Origin of the sequence: Micromonospora sp. WMMD1120 (assembly GCF_029626235.1) — a bacterium.
Lineage (GTDB): Bacteria > Actinomycetota > Actinomycetes > Mycobacteriales > Micromonosporaceae > Micromonospora.
In genome coordinates this window covers 6,369,651-6,390,751 of sequence record NZ_JARUBO010000005.1, presented here as the reverse complement: position 1 = coordinate 6,390,751, position 21,101 = coordinate 6,369,651, and the positions used below count along the sequence as shown (strand labels likewise).

At 72.7% G+C, this 21,101-nt stretch carries 1 protein-coding gene; it reads left to right on the top strand.

The genetic code is table 11. The features are described 5' to 3' along the window. The first annotated feature begins 20 nt into the window (after window positions 1-20). Complete coding sequence (locus tag O7634_RS29055; RefSeq protein WP_278153321.1) at window positions 21-21,101, top strand: non-ribosomal peptide synthase/polyketide synthase; 21,081 nt, start codon at window positions 21-23, stop codon at window positions 21,099-21,101.

Here is a 21,101-nt window from a genome sequence, read left to right as displayed (position 1 = left end):
AGGGCGAGTGGGAAGTCAGGATGATCGAATCCACGCTTGAGGCTGTGCTGCCGCTCTCCCCTCTGCAGGAGGGGATGCTGTTCCAGGCGCGCTACTCCGACGACGGCCCGGACCTGTACACCCAGCAGTTCAGCGTCGATCTCGCCGGTCCACTGGAGCCCGCGCGGCTGCGCGCGGCGGTACGCACGCTGCTGCGGCGACACGCCAACCTGCGCGCCTGCATCCGCCACCTCGACACCGCGCAGCCGGTGCAGGCGATCCTGTCCGAGGTCGACGTTCCGTGGACCGAGCTGGATCTCGACGGCCTGAGCGCCGAGGAGACCGGCGCGGAACTGGATCGGCTGGTCGAGCAGGACCGCTACGCCCGCTTCGACCTCGGCACCGCGCCCCTGATCCGCTGCACACTCGTCCGTGTCGCGCCGGATCTGCACCGGTTCATGTTCACCAACCACCACATGCTGCTCGACGGCTGGTCGATGCCGCTGGTGCTCGACGAGATCTTCACCCTCTACGCGCGCGACGGCGAGACGAGCGGGCTCCGGCCCGTCACTCCGTACCGTAACTATCTCGCCTGGCTCGCGGCTCAGGACACCGCGGCGGCCCAGGCGGCGTGGCGCACGGCGCTGGACGGCATCGAGGGCCCGACCCGGCTGGTCCCGGCCGGGAGGGTAGCCGAGCCGGCGCTGCCCAGCCGCCGCATGGTCGACCTGCCCGAGGCGCTCACCGAGCGACTCGCCCGGCTCGCCGCCGACGAGCGGGTGACGGTCGGCACCGTCGTGCAGACCATGTGGGGCATCGCCCTCGGTGGCCTCACCGGCAGCCAGGATGTGATCTTCGGGGTCACCGTGTCCGGTCGGCCGGCCGAACTGCCCGGTGTGGAGACGATGGTCGGTCTCTTCCTCAACACGCTGCCGATGCGGGTCCGCACCAACCCCGCGGAGCGCCTGATCGACGTGGTCAAGCGGGTGCAGCGTGAGCAGAACCAGCTCCGTCCGCATCAGCACCTCGGCCTCAGCACCATTCAGCGGCTGGCCGGCGAGGGCGAGCTGTTCGACGTGATCAGCGTGTTCGAGAACGTCCCTATGGACGGGCGCGCGTCGGCCCTGGACGAGGCCGGTCTCGAGGCCCGAGCCGTGGACAGCACCGACTACAGCCACTATCCGATGGAGCTGGTCGCGGTGCCCGGCCGGCGTCTGCACCTGCGGATCGCCTACCAGGCGGGGCTGTTCGACCAGTCCACGGTGGACGCTCTGCTGGCGAGGCTGGTGCGGCTGCTGGAGACCGTCGCTACGACGCCGAGGGCGGTTCTGGGGCGGCTCGACCTGATCGCCGCCGAGGAGCGCCGACGCGTCCTGGAGACCTGGAACGACACCGCCCGTCCGCTGTCCGGCCGCACCATCGCGGAGCAGTTCGAGGCTCGTGCCGCGGCGGAACCGACCGCCGTCGCGCTGCGGTGCGGCGGCGACTCCCTGACCTACGGCGCCCTCAACGCCGAGGCGAACCGTCTGGCCCATCACCTGATCGCGCGGGGAATCGGCCCCGAGGCGTTCGTGGCCGTCGGCATCCAGCGCTCGCCGCAGCTGCTGGTGGCGTTGCTCGCGGTTCTCAAGAGCGGCGGCGCCTACCTGCCGGTGGATCCCGCGTACCCGGCCGACCGGATCGCCTTCATGATCGAGGACGCCCGTCCGTCGCTGGTGCTGACCGACACTGCCACCGGTGGGCTCTTCCCGGACCACGATCCGGCGCGGCTGGTTCTCGACGACGTCGCGACGCGCGCGGAACTCGCCGCCCGGCCCGACCGGAACCCGACCGCCGCGGACCGGCTGGGCCCCGTCGGAGCCTGCACACCGTGCTACGTCATCTACACCTCGGGCTCGACCGGTCGCCCCAAGGGCGTCGTCGTCACCACCGAGGGGCTGGCGAACTTCATCGCCTCGATGGCGCTGTCGTTTCCGCTCGACGCGCAGGACCGGGTGCTGGCGGTCACCACGATCGCCTTCGACATCGCGGGTCTCGAGCTGTACCTGCCCCTCGTCTCCGGTGCCGCGGTCGTGCTGGCGTACCGCCACCAGGTGACCGAGCCGGACGCGCTGGCCGAGTTGATCAGGACCGAGCGTGTGTCGTTGATGCAGGCGACGCCATCTCTCTACCGCCTGCTGCTGGACCACCAACCCGAGGTGCTCAGCGGCCTGAGGGTGCTGGTCGGCGGCGAGGCGCTGCCGGTGCCGGTCGCCGACGGCCTGGTCGGGGCCGCCGCCGAGGTGACGAACATGTACGGCCCCACCGAGACCACGATCTGGTCCACCACCGCCCGCCAGCACGGCAACGGGGCGCTGCCCGGCATCGGCGCGCCGATCGACAACACGCAGGCGTACGTGCTGGACGGCGCGCTGCGCCCGGTGCCGGCCGGCGTGGCCGGTGAGCTGTATCTCGGGGGAGCGGGCCTGGCCCGCGGCTATCTCAACCGCTCCGGTCTGACCGCCGAACGCTTCACCGCGAGCCCGTTCGGACCGGCCGGCGCCCGGATGTATCGCACCGGCGACCTGGTCCGGTGGTCCGACGACGGCACCATCGACTTCCTGGGCCGGGTGGACCACCAGGTCAAGCTCCACGGTTACCGGATCGAGCTGGGCGAGATCGAGGCGGTGCTGGCCCGTCACGCCGACGTCGCCGCCACCGCCGTGATCGTGCGCGAGGACCAGCCCGGTGACCAGCGTCTGGTCGGTTACGTCGTGCCGGCCGGCGGCCCGGTCGACGAGAGCGCACTGCGCGCACACGTGGCGGCGCTCCTGCCCGACTACATGGTGCCCCAGGTGATGGTGGAGCTGACCGAGCTGCCACGGACGCCCAACGGCAAGCTCGACCGCAAGGCGTTGCCCGCTCCGCGCGTCGAGTCCGGGACGGGCCGGGCCCCCCGTACCGGGGTCGAGGAGCAGCTCTGCGGGTTCTTCGCCGACCTGCTCGGCGGGGGCGCCGTGACGATCGACGACGACTTCTTCGTCCTCGGCGGGGACTCGCTCAAGGTCATCCGTCTGATGAACCGGATCCGGACCGCGTTCGGCGTGGACCTGCCCATGCAGGTCGCCTTCACCGCCCGCACCGTCGCGGCGCTCGCCGAGCGGGTGGAGCAGGAGGTCGGCGAGCACCATCCGGTGGCGGCGCCGGAGGGTGAGGAGCGGACCGTCGACGAGTACCGGCGGCGGCTCTGGTTCATCTCCCGCTTCGAGAAGGGCGCCAGCCCGACGCACAACGTCACCTTCGCGGTACGTCTCTCCGGCGCTCTCGACCTCGCGGCGCTGCGCGCCGCGGCGACCGACGTCCTGACGCGCCACGAGACGCTGCGCACGATCTTTCCAGACCGGGACGGGGAACCGTACGGGCTGGTCCGTCCCGCCGGGGCGGTCACCGCCGAGATCGCGGTGAGCGACGTGGGCGCCCACGGGCTGACAGCCGCGGACCCGGACGGCTTCGACCTCACCACGGCGCTGCCGGTGCGCTTCAGCCTGCGACGGATGTCGACCGACGAGCACGTGCTGTTCGTCGTCGTCCATCCGGTCGCCGGGGCGGGATGGGCGCAGGGTGCGCTGACGGGTGACCTGCTCACCGCGTACGAGAGTCGCCGTCAGGGTCGCGAGCCGCTGTGGGACGCGGAGGCGACGCCGTACGACGACGACGCGGCCGATCGCGAGTTCTGGGTGCGGACGCTGGCCGGGATCGCGGACGAGATCGCCCTGCCCGTGGACCGTCCCCGACCCTCGGTGCTGACCTACTCCAGCGCACGGATACCCGTGCGGGTGGACGCGGGGACGGTCGCGGCGGTGCGCGAGGTGGCCGAGGTCGCGGACGCGACACCGGAGGACGTCCTGCGCGCCGCCTTCGCCGCGACGCTCAGCGGTATGGGCGCCGGCACCGATCTGCCGATCGGCGCCACCGTCCACGGCCTGCGCGACGGCGCCGTGCCGAGTAGCGGCTCCCTGGTGGTGCGGGTGGACACCGCCGGCGGACCGAGCCTGCGGGACCTGGTGCGTCGGGTCGCCGCTGCCGCCCGCGACGCCGAGGCCCACCGGGGCCTGCCGTTCGAGCGGCTGGTCGAACTGCTGGCGCCCGAGTTGACCACCGTCCGACACCCGATCTACCAGGTGGCTGTGTATCTGCGTCCACAGACTGTCGCCGGGGTCGAGGCGGCTGGCCTGACCGTCCGCGCCGAGCCGTTCGACAGCAGGCTCGACCGGCTGGACCTCGGCCTGGAACTGGCCGAGGCCCCCGACGGTGACGGGCTCGTCGGCGAACTCGCCTACAGCACCCACCTCTTCGACGAGGACACCGCCGCGGCGCTGGCCATCAGGTGGCACCGCCTGCTGTCCGCGGCGCTCGCCGAACCCGACCGCTCGCTCGTGCGGCTCACCGTCGACGACGCGCAGCAGACCCGCCTGCTCCTGGCGCCCGGCATCGGGCCCACGCGCGAGGCCGCCGCGGTGGACATGTCGGTGCCGGAGGCGTTCGCCACTGTCGTGCGCCGGAGCCCGGACGCCGTCGCCGTGCGCTCCGGCGGCACTGTTCTCAGCTATCGCGAGCTGGACGAGCGGGCCAACCGGCTGGCGCACCGGCTGACCGCCCTGGGCGTCGGGCCGGAGTCGCGGGTCGCCGTGCTCCAGCGCCGCGGCGTCGACCTGCTCGTCTCGTTGCTCGGCGTCCTCAAGTCCGGTGGCGCGTACGTGCCGCTGGACGTCCGGGCGCCACGTGCACGGTGGACCACCCTCTGCGAGGAGACCGGCGTCGCGGTCCTGCTGACCGACAGCGCGTCGCGCGACCCGGAGTTCCGCCGCGGCTCGGTCGAGATCGTCGTCGACGCCGACCCTCTGCTGGCCGAGGAGGCGGCGAGCGACCCGGGTGTCCGTCCGCACCCCGAGCAACTGGCCTACGTGATGTACACCTCGGGCTCGACCGGCCGCCCCAAGGGTGTCGCGATCACCCATCGTGACCTGGTCGGCTACTGCCTGGACGACTGCTTCCGTCCGGCCGCCCACCGGCGGGTCCTGGCGCACGCGCCGTACGCCTTCGACGCCTCCAACTACGAACTCTGGATGCCCCTGCTCACCGGCGGCGAGGTCGTGATCGCTCCGCCCGGGGACCTGGACGTCGCCGCGCTGCGTCGTCTGGTGGCCGACCACGGAATCACCGGTCTGCACCTGACGGCTGGCCTGTTCCGGGTGGTGGTCGAGGAGGACCCGGACTGTCTGGTCGGGGTCCGCGAACTGCTCGCCGGCGGTGACGTGGTGCCCGCGTCGGCGGTACGGGCCGTGCTGGAACGTTTCCCCGGCCTGGTCGTCAAGGACACCTACGGGCCCACCGAGGCGACCACGTTCGCCACCTTCCACCGGATGGCCGAGGCGGGCGACGTCCCGGACATCGTGCCCATCGGTCGGCCGATGGACGACATGCGCGCGTACGTGCTCGACGACGGGTTGCACCCGGTGCCGCCGGGCGTGGTGGGCGAGCTGTACATCGCCGGCACCGGACTGGCCCGGGGATACTTCCTGCGGCCGGGCCTCACCGCCGACCGGTTCGTGGCGGACCCGTTCGGCCCGCCCGGGTCCCGGATGTACCGGGTGGGCGACCTGGCCCGCTGGACCGGCGACGGCGCGCTCCTGTTCGTCGGTCGCGCCGACGACCAGGTCAAGATCCGCGGTTTCCGGGTCGAGCTGGGCGAGGTCGAGGCCGCGGTGGCCCGCCAGTCCGGCGTCGCCGACGTGGCCGTCCTCGCCCGCGAGGACCAGCCCGGCGACAAGCGGCTCGTGGCGTACCTGGTCGGGGACGAGGACCTCCAGGTGGACGCGCTCCGCGTCCGACTGTCCCAGTCCCTGCCCGAGTACATGGTGCCGTCGGCCTTCGTGGTGCTCGACCGGCTTCCGCTGACCGACAACGCCAAGGTGGACCGCAGGGCACTGCCGGCGCCGAGCTTCACCGCCGTCGCCGTCGGCCGGGCACCGCGGAACAGGGTCGAGGAGCAGATGTGTGCCCTCTTCCGTGATCTGCTCGGCGTGCCCGAGGTGACGATCGACGACGACTTCTTCCAGCTCGGCGGCCATTCCATCCTGGCCACCCGGTTGGTGAGCCGGATCCGCAGCACGTTCCGGGTGGAGATCCCGATCCCCGCCGTGTTCGACGCGCCGACCGTCGCCGCGCTCTGCGCGGTGGTCGACGCGGCCGACGGCGCGCGGGCCGGTCTGCGCCCGATGCCCCGGCACGGTCGCATCCCCCTGTCGTACGCCCAGCACCGCATGTGGTTCATCAACCAGCTCGACGACGGTCAGCGGGCCACCTACAACATGCCGTTCGCGCTGCGGGTGGCCGGGCCGCTCAACGTCGCCGCGCTCGAGGCGGCGATGAACGACGTGGTCGCCCGGCACGAGGGCCTGCGTACCGTCTATCCCGACGTGGACGGCGTCCCGTGGCAGAACATCCTGCCGGCCGAGACGGCCCGCGTCCCGTTCACCGTCGAGCGGATCGACCCGGCGGACGTCGACGAGGCGCTCCAGGTGGCGGTCCGCACGGGCATCGACCTCACGACCGAGCTGCCGTTGCGGATCCACCTCTACGAGCTGGGTCCGGACGACCACGTACAGCTGGTCGTTCTGCACCACATCGCGGCCGACGGCTGGTCGATGGGTCCGATGGCCCGCGACATGGCCGCCGCCTACGCGGCCCGCGCCGCCGGTCGGGCGCCGACGTTCGAGCCGTTGCCGGTGCAGTGCGCCGACGTCGCCCTCTGGCAGCGCGAGGTCCTCGGCAGCGAGGACGACCCGGAGAGCCCGATCTCCCGGCAACTGGCGTACTGGCGCGCGCAGCTGGCCGGCATCCCGGACGAGCTGGCCCTGCCCACCGACCGTCCACGTCCGGCGGCGGGCAGCGGGCGCGGAGGCACGCTCACCTACCGCCTGGACGCCGCCCTGCACGCGAAACTACGCGAGCTGTCGGTCCGCGAGCAGGCGAGCGTCTACATGGTGTTGCAGGCCGCGCTCGTCACGTTGCTGAGCCGGCTCGGCGGCGGCGACGACATCTCGGTCGGCAGCCTGATCGCCAACCGCAAGGACGAGGCGATGGACGAGGTGGTGGGCTTCTTCACCAACACCGTCGTCTTCCGTACCGACATCTCCGGCAATCCCACCTTCTCCGAGCTGGTGCGCCGGGTCCGGGCGACCGACCTGGACGCCTACGCCAACCAGGACGTCTCGTTCGAGCGGTTGGTCGAGGCGGTCAACCCGACCCGCTCACTCGCCCGGCACCCGCTGTTCCAGGTCCTGCTGAACGTGGCGAACCTGCCCGACTACGTCTCGGTGATCCCCGGTACCGAGGTCACCCCCTATCCGTTCGACCTCGGATCGGCCCGGTTCGACCTCGCCTTCGGCTTCGCCGAGGAGTTCGACGGCGACGGCCAACCGGCGGGCATGCCGGCCGACCTCCGGTTCAGCTTCGACCTGTTCGACAGGGGCACGGTCGACGTCATGATCGCGCGACTGATCCGGGTGCTCGAGCAGGCGGCCGGCGACGCGGAGACCCGGGTGTGGGACTTCGACCTGCTCGGCCGGGACGAGCGGGCGCTGATCCTGGACACGTGGAACGACACCGCCGCCACACAGCCGGCGGTCGCGCTGCCCGAACTGGTGCGGGCGCAGGCATCGCGTACACCGGACGCCGCGGCGTTGAGCTGGAGCGGCGGTCTGCTCTCCTACCGGGAGTTGGACGAGCGGTCGAACCGGCTGGCCCACCACCTGATCGGAGAGGGTGTCGGGCCGGAGACCTTCGTCGGTCTGCTGATGGAGCCGTCGCCCGAGGCGGTGGTGGCGCTGCTGGCGGTCAGCAAGTCCGGCGCCGCGTACGTGCCGCTCGACCCGGCGCACCCGGCGGAGCGCATCGAGTACGTCCTCGACGACGCGGGGATCGACCTGGTGCTGGTGGACGAGTCGACACTCGCCGGCACGCTCGTGCCCAGCCGGGTCCGTCCGCTGGTGGTGGACGCCGAGGAGACCCGCGCGCGGGTGCGCCGGCGACCGGCCCATCCGCCGCGCGACGAGGACCGTCGTGCGCCGCTGAACCTACGTCATCCGGCATACATGATCTACACCTCGGGCTCGACGGGGCGGCCGAAGGGCGTCGTGGTCGAGCACCGATCCGTCGCGGACTACCTGGCCTTCACCAGCCGGGCCTACCCGGCGGCGAGCGGCACCGCGGTGCTGCACTCGCCGATCGCCTTCGACCTGACCGTCACCGCCCTGCTCACCCCGCTGGTGACCGGTGGCTGCGTCCACCTGTCGCCGATCGGCGACGAGGACCCGGCGGGCCTGGCGCGACTGCGCGCCAACCCGTGCACCTTCCTCAAGGCCACGCCGAGTCACCTGCCGCTGCTGGAGGCCGCCGCGGCGGAGTACTCGCCGTCCGGCGCCTTGCTGCTCGGCGGTGAGGCGCTGTTCGGCAGCGCCCTGACCCGTTGGCGCGAGGCTCACCCGGGCGTCCCGGTCTACAACGTCTACGGCCCGACCGAGGCGACGGTGAACTGCGCCGAGTATCGGATCGACCCGGGCGCCGCGCTGCCCGACGGGCCGGTCCCGATCGGCCGGCCGCAGGCCAACGCCCGCCTGTACGTCCTCGACCCGCATCTGCGTCCGCTGCCACCGGGCGTGCCGGGCGAACTCTATCTGGCCGGCGCCGGTCTGGCCCGCGGCTACTGGCGGCGTCCCGGTCTGACCGCGGAACGTTTCGTGCCGTGTCCCTTCGGGGCTCCGGGCGAGGTCATGTACCGCTCCGGCGACATCGCCCGCTGGACCGCCGACGGCAACCTTGTCTATCTGGGGCGCAGCGACAACCAGGTGAAGGTGCGCGGCTTCCGGATCGAGCTGGCCGAGATCGAGACCGCCCTGCGGCGCTGCCCCGGTGTGGCCGAGGCCGCGGTGCTGGTGCGCGAGGACCGACCGGGTGACCAACGCCTGACCGGATATGTCGTGACCGACGGCGCGTCGACCACACCCGAGAAGCTGCGGGCGCTGCTGGCCCGCGAGCTGCCGGAGTACATGGTGCCCGCTGCCGTGGTGGTGCTGCCCGAGCTGCCGCTGACCAGCAACGGCAAACTGGACCGCCGACTCCTGCCGGCGCCGGAGGTCGCCGTGGACGCCCTCGCGGGCGAGCCACGTACGCCCGAGCAGCGGATCCTGGCCGACCTCTTCGCCGACACCCTCGGCCTGGCCCGGGTCGGCGTGGACGACGGCTTCTTCCACCTGGGCGGTCACTCGCTGCTGGCCACCCGCCTGATCAGCCGGGTCCGCTCGGTGTTCCAGGTCGAGCTGCCGATCCGCGCGGTCTTCGAGGCTCCGACGGTCCGTCAGCTCGTGGAACAGATCGCGGCCGCCGGTCGGGCCCGCCGCGCGCTGGTCCGGATGGAGCGGCCGGAGATCATTCCGCTGTCGTTCGCCCAGCGCCGCCTGTGGTTCCTGAACCGGTTCGCCGAGGGGGAGCCGGCCGCCTACAACATGCGTTTCGCCCTGCGTCTCTCCGGCGACCTCGACCAGAACGCCCTGCTGCTCGCTCTGACCGACGTGACCGAGCGGCACGAGAGCCTTCGCACGATCTTCCCCGAGATCGACGGTGTGCCGCGACAGGTCATCGTGCCGGTGGACGAGGCCAAGCCCTACCTCGCGGAGCTCTCCGCCAACGCGGAGGACCTGCTGGAGGTGTTGGAGACCGAGTCGGCCCGCGACTTCGACCTCGCCACCGAACTGCCCCTGCGCGCCAGCCTGGTCACCCTCGCGCCGGGGGAGTACGCGCTGCTCATGGTCCTGCACCACATCGCCGCCGACGGCTGGTCGATGCGGCCGCTGCTCACCGACATCGCCGCGGCGTACACCAGTCGGGTGGGCGGGACGTCGCCGCGATGGCAGCCACTGCCGGTCCAGCCGGCCGACGTGGCGCTGTGGCAGCAGGAGGTGCTTGGCTCCGACACCGACCCGGACAGCCCGATCGCCCAGCAGATCCGCTTCTGGACGAGCGCCCTGCACGGCCTGCCGGCGGAGTTGGACCTGCCCACCGACCGTCCCCGCCCGCCGGTCGCGGACAGTCGTGGTGGCCAGGTCCGGCGGTGGATCGACGCCCGTGTGCACGGCGCGCTGACCGCTCTCGCCCGGGGCAACCACGCCAGCATGTACATGGTGGTGCAGGCCGCCCTGGCCGCGCTGCTGACCCGCCTCGGCGCCGGGACCGACGTGCCGATCGGCAGCCCGGTCGCGGGCCGCACCGACGAGGCGCTGGACGACGTCGTCGGCTTCTTCGTCAACTCGCTGGTGCTGCGGACCGACACGTCCGGCGACCCGACATTCGCCGAGCTGGTGGAGCGGGCCCGCGCCGTCGACCTGGCCGCGTACGCCCACCAGGACCTGCCCTTCGAACGGCTCGTCGAACTGCTCAACCCCGAGCGTTCGCTGGCCCGCCACCCGCTCTTCCAGGTGGCGCTGAATCTGCAGAACACCGCACAGACCAACTGGCGACCCGCGCTGCCCGGCGTGGAGGTGGACAACGTCGACCTCGGGCCGGAGCCGGAGAAGTTCGACCTCACCGTCACGGTCGCCGAGACGTTCGGCGACGACGCGACGCCGGCCGGTGCGATCTGCGTGCTCAGCTACCGCGCCGACCTCTTCGACGAGTCGACGGCCGACTCCCTGGTGGACCGACTCGTCGCGCTGCTCGACCAGGCGTCCGCCGACCCGCATCGCCGCGTCGGCGCGCTCGACGTCGTGCTGCCCGCCGAGCGGGAGCGTCTGTTCGGTGAGTGGCTGGGCGCCGCCGGCGAGCCGATGCCCCGATCGGTGCTCGACCAGTTGCGTGAGCGGGTCGCCACGGACCCCGGGCGCACCGCCGTCGTGGTGGGCGACCGCGAGGTCAGTTACGCGGAGTTCGACAGCCTCGCCAACCGCCTGGCGGCCCGACTGGTCACCGCCGGCGTCCGTCCCGGAGACGCTGTGGCGTTGCTCCAGGCCCGTTCGCTCGACCTGCTCGTGTCGATGCTCGCGGTGCTCAAGAGCGGCGCGGCCTACATCCCGTTGGACCCGCGCGCCCCGCGGTCGCGGTGGGAGCTGATCGTCGCCGAGACCGGCGCGCGGGTGCTGCTCACCGACGCGTCCGGCCACGACCTGTGGACCGGTCCGTCGTCCGGCACCGAGATCCTCGTCGACGTCGCGGACCTCGCTGGTCCGGACACCACGCCGGATGTGCCGCTGCACCCGGAGCAGATCGCCTACGTCATGTACACCTCCGGCTCGACCGGCCGCCCGAAGGGGGTGGCTGTCACGCACGCGGGCCTCGCGGCGTTCGCCGCCGACCCGATGTTCCGTGCCACCGCCGCCCACCGTCGGGTGCTGTTCCACGCGCCGCACGCCTTCGACGCCTCGAACTACGAGATCTGGGTGCCACTCGCGCTCGGCGGCCGGATCGTCGTCGCGCCGCCCGTCGAGGTCAACGCGAGCGCCCTGCGGGATCTGGTCCGTCGTCACCAGATCACCGGCCTGCACCTGACCGCCGGCCTGTTCCGGGTCATCGCGGAGGAGGACCCCGACTGTCTGACGGGTGTCGAGGAGCTGTTGGCCGGCGGTGACGTGGTCCCCGCCGCACCGGTGCGCGCCCTGCTGGAGCGCTTTCCGAACCTGCGGTTCCGACACACCTACGGCCCGACCGAGCTGACCACGTTCGCCACCGGGGAGCTGGTCACCGCGGCCGACCAGGTTCCGGGGCTGCTGCCGATCGGCCGTCCGCTGGCCGGCACCCGGGCCTACGTGCTGGACTCCCGACTCCAGCCGGTCCCGCCCGGAGTGCTCGGCGAGCTGTACCTGGCCGGGGCCGGCCTGGCCGCCGGTTACGTCGACCGGCGCGCCCTGACCTCGGAGCGCTTCGTGGCCGACCCGTTCGGTCCGCCCGGCGCCCGGATGTACCGCACCGGTGACGTGGTGCGGTGGACGACGGACGGCGCACTGGTCTTCACCGGCCGCACCGACGACCAGCTCAAGATCCGCGGTTACCGGGTCGAGCCCGGTGAGATCGAGCATGCCCTCGGTCGCATCGACGGTGTGCTCCAGGCCGCGGTCGTCGCGCTGGCCACCGACGGTGGCGACAAGCGGCTGGTCGCGTACCTCGTCCTCGCGCCCGGTGTGACGACCGAGCGGGTACGGGCGCGGCTCGCCGCCGAACTGCCCGACTACCTGGTGCCGGCGGCGTTCATGGCGCTCGACACCCTGCCGCTCACCGCGAACGGCAAGCTGGACCGGGCGGCCCTGCCCGCGCCGGTGTTCGCGGCGAACAGGGCCCAGCGGGCCGCGCGCACGCCGGTCGAGGAGATCCTGTGTGGTCTCTTCGCCGATGTGCTGGGTCTGCCGTCGGTGGGCGTCCTCGACAACTTCTTCGAACTCGGCGGCCACTCCCTGCTCGCCACCCGCCTGGTCAGCCGGGTACGGACGGCGCTGGAGCTGGAGGTGCCGATCCGCACGGTCTTCGAGGCGCCGACGGTCGCCGAGCTGGCCGGGCGGCTGAACACCGCCCGGGGAGCGCGGGCCGGGGTCCGTCGGATGGCGCGGCCCGACACACTGCCACTGTCCTTCGCGCAGCGGCGTCTCTGGTTCGTCAACCGTTTCGAGCGTGACCTCAGCTCGACCTACAACATCCCCATCGCGGTACGTCTCACCGGCGAGCTGGACCGCACCGCGCTGCGTGCCGCGCTGCGCGACGTTGTCGCCCGTCACGAGATCCTGCGGACCATCTACCCCGACGCCGATGGTCTTCCCCGCCAGGAGGTGCTCGACCCCGTGGCGGTCGACCCCGGTCTGCCGCTGATCGAGGCGACCGAGGACAACCTGTCCGGACTCATCGCCGAGGCGAGCACCCGATCCTGGGACCTCGCCGTGGATCCGCCGCTCCGCGGCTGCCTGTTCGTGCTCGGTCCCACCGAGCACGTACTCCTGGTCGTGCTGCACCACATCGCCTCCGACGGCTGGTCGATGGGTCCGTTGTCGCGCGATCTCGCCGCCGCGTACGAGGCGCGGCGTGCCGGTGCGGCCCCCGACTGGTCGCCCCTGGCCGTCCAGTACGCCGACTACGCCCTCTGGCAGCGCGAGACCCTCGGCGACGAGGCCGACCCGGACAGCGAGTTGGCCCGGCAGCTCGGCTACTGGCGCGCGCAGTTGGCCGACATCCCCGACGAGCTGTCGCTGCCCCGGGATCGTCCGCGACCGGCCGAGCCCACGTATCGCGGTGACGCGGTACAGGTCGAGGTGCCGGCCGAGACGCACCGGGCGTTGGTCTCCCTGGCCCGGGAGAGCCGGGCGAGCCTCTACATGGTGTTGCAGGCGGCGGTCGCCGTGCTACTGACCCGGACCGGCGCCGGCACCGACATCCCGATCGGCTGTGCGGTGGCGGGCCGCACGGACGACGCGCTCGACGACCTGATCGGCTTCTTCGTCAACACGCTGGTGCTGCGCACCGACACCTCTGGCAACCCGTCCTTCGCCGAGCTGGTCGCCCGCTCCCGGGAGACCGGTCTGGCCGCCCACGCCCACCAGGACGTGCCGTTCGAGCGGGTCGTCGAGGCCGTCAACCCGGAGCGTTCGCTGTCGCGGCACCCGCTCTTCCAGGTCGCTGTCAATCTGCCGAACCTGCCGTCGCAGACCGCCCAACTGGCGGATCTGGCCATGACCGGCGAGCAGGCCGGCTCCGGCGCGGCCAAGGTGGACCTGACATTCGACTTCGTCGAGCGGCAGGGCGAGGACGGGGCGTCGGACGGTCTGCTGTGTCGGGTGGAGTACAGCGTCGACCTCTTCGAACGGGCGACGGCGGCGGTCCTGGGCCGGCGGCTGACGACGTTGTTGTCCGCCGCGGCGGTGGCGCCCGAGACGCCCATCGAGCAACTCCCGCTCGCCGGGCGGGAGGAGCAGGACGACCAGCTGCGGCGTGGCCTCGGCGCCGGCCCCGGCCTGCGGCCACGGACCCTGCCGGAGCTCTTCGAGGCCCAGGTGCGTCGGACGCCCGACGGGGTCGCGGTCACCCACGGAACCGTCGCGCTCACCTTCGCGGAACTGGACCGACGGGCCAACCGACTCGCCCACCAGCTCGTCGCGCACGGGGTGGGCCCGGAGCGGGTGGTCGCCGTCGGCCTGCCACGGTCGATCGACTGGCTGACCACGCTGCTGGCGATCGGGAAGGCGGGCGGCGTGTACCTGCCCGTCGACACCGGCCAGCCGCCGGCGCGGCTGCGGGTGCTCTTCGACACCGTGCGGCCGGTCCTGACGGTCACCACGCCGCGGCTGCGGGCACAACTGCCGGATTCGGCCCCGCTGCTCAGCGTCGACGAGACCGCGCTGGCGGAGCGCCCCGACCGGACCCCGACCGACGCCGACCGGTCGTCCGCGTTGAGCCCGTGGCACGCCGCGTACGTCATCTTCACGTCCGGTTCGACGGGTACGCCCAAGGGTGTGGTGGTCACACACGCCGGCCTCGCCAGCCTCGGTCACTCCCATGCCGAACGGTTGGGTCTGGCACCCGGCAAGCGGCTGCTCCAGGTGACCGCGACCAACTTCGACCCGTCGATCGCCGACGTGGTGATCGCGTTGACGGTCGGCGCGACCCTGGTGCTGCCGGTCAGCGACCAGCGGGTGCCCACCGGCGAGGAACTGCACGCGATCCTCCGCGCGGAGCGGATCACCCACGTGCAGTTGGCGGCCACGCTGATCGGCACGCTGCCACCAGACCCGCTGCCCGACCTCGAGGCGATCAACAGCGGCGGCGAAGCCCTCTCCGCCGAGATCGTCGAGCGGTGGGCGCCGAGCCTGCGGATGACGAACGTTTACGGCCCGACCGAGGGTACGGTGGCGGCCACCATGAGCCGACCGCTGAGCGGCCGTGGCGTCGCCCCGATCGGTACGGCCCTCGGCGACACCCGTGTCTACGTGCTCGACGGCGGTCTCCGTCCGGTGCCGGCCGGCATCCCCGGTGAGCTGTACCTCGCCGGACCGGGCGTGGCCCGTGGCTACTGGGGACGTTCGGCGGAGACGGCAGCGCGGTTCGTGCCGGACCCGTTCGGTCCGCCGGGGGAGCGGATGTACCGCACCGGCGACCGGGTGCGCTGGGAGGCCGAGGGCGAGCTGGTCTTCCAGGGGCGCACCGACGGTCAGATCAAGCTGCGCGGCTTCCGGATCGAACCGGGCGAGATCGAGTCGGTGCTGTTGCGGCATCCGTCGGTCGCGCAGGCCGCCGTGGTGGTCCGCAACGATCTCGGCGCCGCCGCGGTGCTCGTGGCGTATCTCGTCCCCAACGCCGGGACGCCCGGTGAGGATGAGCTGAAGGAACACGCGGCGGGCGCGCTGCCGGGCTACATGGTGCCGTCGACGTTCGTTCTTCTCGACGCGCTGCCACTCCTGCCCAACGGCAAACTCGACCGGCGGGCGCTGCCCAAGCCGCAGCTGGCCACGTCGGTCAGCCGGGCGCCCCGGGACGAGCGTGAGGCCGAGCTGTGCCGGATCTTCGCCGACCTGGTCGGCCGCCCCGAGGTCGGCATCGACGACAGCTTCTTCGACCTCGGCGGAGACAGCATCACGTCGATCCAGTTGGTGGCACGGGCCCGCAAGGCGGGCGTGGTCTTCAGCCCTCGGGACGTCTTCGCGCAGAGGACCGTAGCGGCCCTCGCGGCCATGGCCGGTGGCCAGACCCGGCCGGTCGCCGTGGACGTCGGCGTGGGCGACGTCCCGCTGACGCCGATCATGCGGTGGCTGCGGGAACTGGGCGGGTCGAGTGACGGGTTCCACCAACACCGACTGCTCCCGCTGCCGGACGGGACCACGAGCGCCCACCTCCGTGCGGCCCTGGCGGCGCTGACCGGAACCCACGACATGCTGCGCGCCCGGCTGTCCGAGGCGGACGGCGACGGGAAGCTGGTCGTGCCCGAGCCGACCAGCGGCGACCTGGAGGGCGTCCTGCGCCGGGTCCGCCCGCCCGCTGGCGCGGACCTCCAGGAGGTGTTCACCGTCGAGAAACGGCGAGCGGTGGCCGAGCTGTCGCCGCGGGACGGCGCGATGCTGCGCGCGGTCTGGTTCGATCTCGACGACCAACCGGGGCACCTGCTGATCGTGGTGCACCACCTGGCCGTGGACGCGGTCTCCTGGCGGATCCTGGTCGCCGACTTCGACTCCGCCCTGCGCGACACGCGGGCGGGGAACGAGCCGAACCTCGATCCGGTGCCCACGTCGTTCCGCCGCTGGGCGGAGTCGCTCACCGAGGTCGCGGTCGCCCGCACCGACGAGCTGGACACCTGGCTCACGACGCTGCGTGGCACCGACCGGCAACTCGGTGCCCGTCCGCTCGACCCGGCCCGGGACCTGATGGCGACCGCCGAGCTGGCGGGCGTCCGGTTCTCGGTGCGGCGCACCGCCCCGATCGTCAACGACCTGCCCACGGCGTTCCACGCGAGCGCCCAGGAGGTGCTGCTCACCACGCTGTCGCTGGCTGTCGCCGAGTGGCGGCGAGGGCTGGGCCGGGGCGACGACCCGTCGGTGCTGTTGAACCTGGAGGGCCACGGCCGCGAGGACCTCGTCGACGGCCTCGACCTGTCGCGTACCGTCGGCTGGTTCACCAGCAACTATCCGGTACGGCTCGATCCCGGCACGGGCGACGCCGCCCTCGGGCTCAAGCGGGTCAAGGAGCAGCTCCGCGCGATTCCCGACAAGGGCGTGGGCTACGGCCTGCTGCGCTATCTCAACGAGGAGACCACCGCCCGCCTGGCCGAGGCGGGCAGGCCGCAACTGTCCGTCAACTACCTCGGACGGGTGCCGACCGACGACCGGGACCCGTCGACGCCGAGCGGTGCCGAGACCGAGTTCCTGACGTTCCCGGCGGACGCCGCCCGGTCCGACGATCCCGACGCCGGACGACCCTTCGCCCACGTTCTGGAGATCAACGCGACGGTGGACGAGCTGGCCGCGGGGCCGTCGTTGAGCGCCGCGTTCAGCTGGCCGGCCGGGCAGTTCACCACCGGCGAGGTGCGCGAGTTGGCCGAGACCTGGGGGCGCGTGCTCGACCGGCTCGCCGAGGAGGGGCTGCGCCCCGGTGCCGCTGGTCACACGCCGTCCGACTTCCCGTTGGTCGCCCTCAGTCAGGCGCAGGTGGACCGGATCGAGGCGCAGTGGCCGCGGGTGCAGGACGTGCTCCCGTGTGCCTCCCTGCAGGCCGGACTCCTGTACCACGCCGGACTGGACCTCGACGGACCCGACCCGTACGTCGTGCAGACCGCGTGGGAACTCTCCGGCGCGATGGACCTCCCGGCGTTGCGCGCCGCCGTCGGCGCGGTGCTGCGCCGGCACCCGAACCTGCGGGCCGGATTCTGGCAGGGCGACCTGGACCAGCCGGTCCAGGTGATTCCGGCCGAGGTGACGCTGCCCTGGCGGGAGCACGATCTGACCGGTTTGTCGCAGCAGGAGCAGGAGGTGCGGCGCGCCCGCATCCTCGACGACGACCGGGCGGAGCGCTTCGACATGCTGCGCCCGCCGATGCTGCGCTTCACCCTGCTCGTCCTCGGCGGCGACCGGTACGTGCTGGTGCTCACCAGCCACCACGTCCTGCTCGACGGTTGGTCCGACCCGTTGCTGATGGGCGAGTTGGTCGAGCTCTACCGCCGAGGCGGCGACGACTCCGGCCTGCCACCCGCGCCCGACTACCGGGACTACCTGCGCTGGCTGACCGAGCAGGACCCCGAGGAGGCGCTGCGCACCTGGCGCTCGGCCCTGGCCGGGCTCGACGAGCCGACCCTCGTCGCGCCCGCCGACCCCGGGCGGCCGTTCATCCCGGAGCGGGTCGAGCGCGTCCTCGACGAGGACCTCAGTGCCGCGGTGGCGACGTGGGCGCGCAGCGAAGGACTCACCGTCAACACCGTGATGCAGGGCGCCTGGGGCGCGCTGCTGGGCCGCCTCACCGGCCGCGACGACGTCGTACTGGGTGCGACGGTCTCCGGCCGCCCACCGGAGGTGCCCAACTCGGAGAACATGATCGGTCTGTTCATCAACACCGTGCCCGTGCGGGTCCGGCTCGACCCGACCCGGTCGGCCCGGGAACTGCTGCGCGACCTGCAGCAGGAACAGAGTTCCCTGATGTCGGTGCACCACGTCCGACTCAGCGAGGTGATCCGCGCGGCCGGCCTGGGAACGCTCTTCGACACCGGCATGGTGTTCGAGAACTACCCGACCCCGCCGGAGGACCTGTCCGAGCCCGCTGGGCGGGCCGACGCCACCGTCGTGGACCGGCAGGTCAAGGACGGTAGCCACTTCGCGCTGGCGATGATCGCGTCGGCGCGGGCGGGCTCGCTGCGCTTCCGTCTCGACTACCGTCCCGGTCTCTTCGACGGGGAGACCGTACGGCGGCTGGCCGACCAACTGGAGACCTGGCTGCGGACGCTCGTCACCGACCCGGACGTGCCGCACGGCCGGTTCGACCTGCTCGGCGCCCGCGACCGGGAGCTGGTGCTGACGCGGTGGAACGACACCGCGCGGGAGCTGACGCCCGGCACCCTGTCCGGACTGTTCGAGCGCCAGGCGGCGCGCACCCCGGATGCCACAGCCGTCGCCTTCGGACGCGAGTCGCTGACGTACGCGCAGCTCGACGAGCGCGCCGAGCGGCTGGCGCGGGTGCTCGCCTCGCGGGGCGCCGCCCCGGAGCGATTCGTCGCGCTCGCCCTGCCGCGCGGCATCGAGCTGGTCGTGGCGATGCTCGCGGTGGCGAAGGCCGGCGCGGCATTCGTGCCCGTGGACCCGGCGTACCCGGTCGACCGGATCAGCTTCCTGCTGGCGGACTCGTCCCCCGCGCTCGTGCTCAGCGACCGGGCGACGGCGGCGGGCCTGCCCGCGACGGCCGTGCCGGTGACGGTGCTCGAGGAGGCGGAGAGCGCACCGGTGACGACGACCGGCCCGCTACCCACGCCGGCGGTGGCGAACGCCGCCTACCTGATCTACACGTCGGGGTCCACCGGTCGGCCCAAGGGGGTCGTCGTCTCGCACCGGGGTCTGGCCAACCTGGCCGGCGCGCAGATCGAGCGGTTCGGTGTGCGACCGGACAGCCGGGTCCTGCAGTTCGCCTCGACGAGCTTCGACGCCGCGGTCTCCGAGCTGTGCATGGCGCTGCTGAGTGGAGCGTGCCTGGTGCTCGCGCCCGCCGACCGGCTCCAGGCCGGCCGGCCGCTCGTCGACCTGCTCGCCGACCAGCGGATCACCCACGCCACGATCCCGCCGGCGGCGCTCGCGGTGCTGGCGGCGGACGACCTGCCCGCCGGCATGACGCTCGTGGTGGCGGGCGAGGCGACCTCGGGCGACCTGGTCGCCCGGTTCAGTCCCGGCCGCCGCATGATCAACGCGTACGGGCCGACGGAGACCACCGTCTGCGCGTCGATGAGCCAGCCGCTCGCCGGCGACAGCGCGCCACCGATCGGCGCGCCGATCTGGAACACCCGGGTGTACGTGCTCGACGCGCGGCTGCGGCCGGTGCCACCCGGTGTTGCCGGCGAGGCGTACGTGGCGGGCGTCGGCCTCGCCCGCGGCTACCTGAACCGGCCGGCCACCACCGCCGAGCGCTTCGTGGCCAACCCGTTCGGCGTCACCGGCGAGGTCATGTACCGCACCGGCGACCTGGTGCGGTGGACGGCGGACGGCGAGCTGGAGTATCTCGGCCGCACCGACGACCAGATCAAGCTGCGCGGCTTCCGGATCGAGCCCCGCGAGATCGAGGCCCGGCTCACCGCCCACCCGGACGTCGCGTCGGCTCTGGTCCTCGCCCGGTCCGGTCCCAACGGCGGCACACGGCGGCTGGTGGCGTACGTCGTACCCGCCGACGGCGCGAGCATCGACGAACGGATGCTGCGGGCGTACGTCGCCGAAGCCCTGCCCGAGCACCTGGTCCCGTCCGCCGTCGTGCGGTTGGACGCCGTACCGCTCACGCCGAACGGCAAGGTCGATCGAGCAGCGCTACCCCATCCCGCGGGCCCTGGTGAGTCGCGCGGCCGGGGGCCGCGGACGCCGTGGGAGGAACTGCTCTGCGAGGTGTTCGGCGACGTGCTCGGCCTGGGTCTGGTGGGCGTCGAGGACAACTTCTTCGAGCTGGGCGGTGATTCGCTCGCGGCGGCCACGCTCGCCGCCCGGGTCACCGAACTATCCGGCACCCGGGTCGGCGTGCGCGATCTGTACGAGGCGTCGACGGTGGCCGCGCTCGCCGACCGGCTGGGTGGAGCGGCGGGCGGCGACCCCCTCGCGACGTTGCTTCCCCTGCGTGAGCACGGCGGCCGCAACCCGCTGTTCTGCGTGCACCCCTTCGGAGGTGTCGGCTGGGCGTACGCCGGTCTGCTCCGCCACCTCGACGGCGACCAGCCGGTCTACGCGCTACAGGCGCGCGGGCTGACGGAGTCGGCGGACGGACGGTTCGAGCAGCTTCCGGCCGACCTGGACGACATGGCCCGGGACTACGTGCGGCAGATCCGGACGGTGCGACCATCCGGCCCGTACCGCTTGGCCGGTTGGTCGCTCGGTGGGCTGATCGCCCACCGGATGGCGAGCCTGCTCCAGGAGATGGGGGAGCAGGTCGAGCTGCTGGCCCTGCTGGACGCGTACCCGATCCGGGCCGCCGGCGAGGCCACCGAGGTGACCGAGGAGATGATCCTCGAGCAGTTGCTGATGTTCCTCGGCACCGAGCACCCGCTGCCGCCGGGCGCGACGCTGGACTACGACACCGCCATGGCGGTGCTCGGCTCGGGCGGGAGTGCCGCGGCCGGACTCGACCGGAGGCAGGTCGCCGCGATGGCGGCGGTCGGCACCAACATGGGCCGGATCAGCAGGGAGTTCACCCTCCGGCCGTTCCAGGGGGACGTGCTGCTCTGCCGGGCCACCGCCGACAAGGGCGGCGACGCCCCCGGTCCCGAGTCGTGGGCCCCCTACGTGACCGGGCGGGTGGTGACCCACACCCTCGCGTGCGCGCACGACGAACTGATGCGTCCCGGGCCGTTGGCCGAGGTCGGCGCGATCCTGTCCGGCAAGTTGAACCCCTGA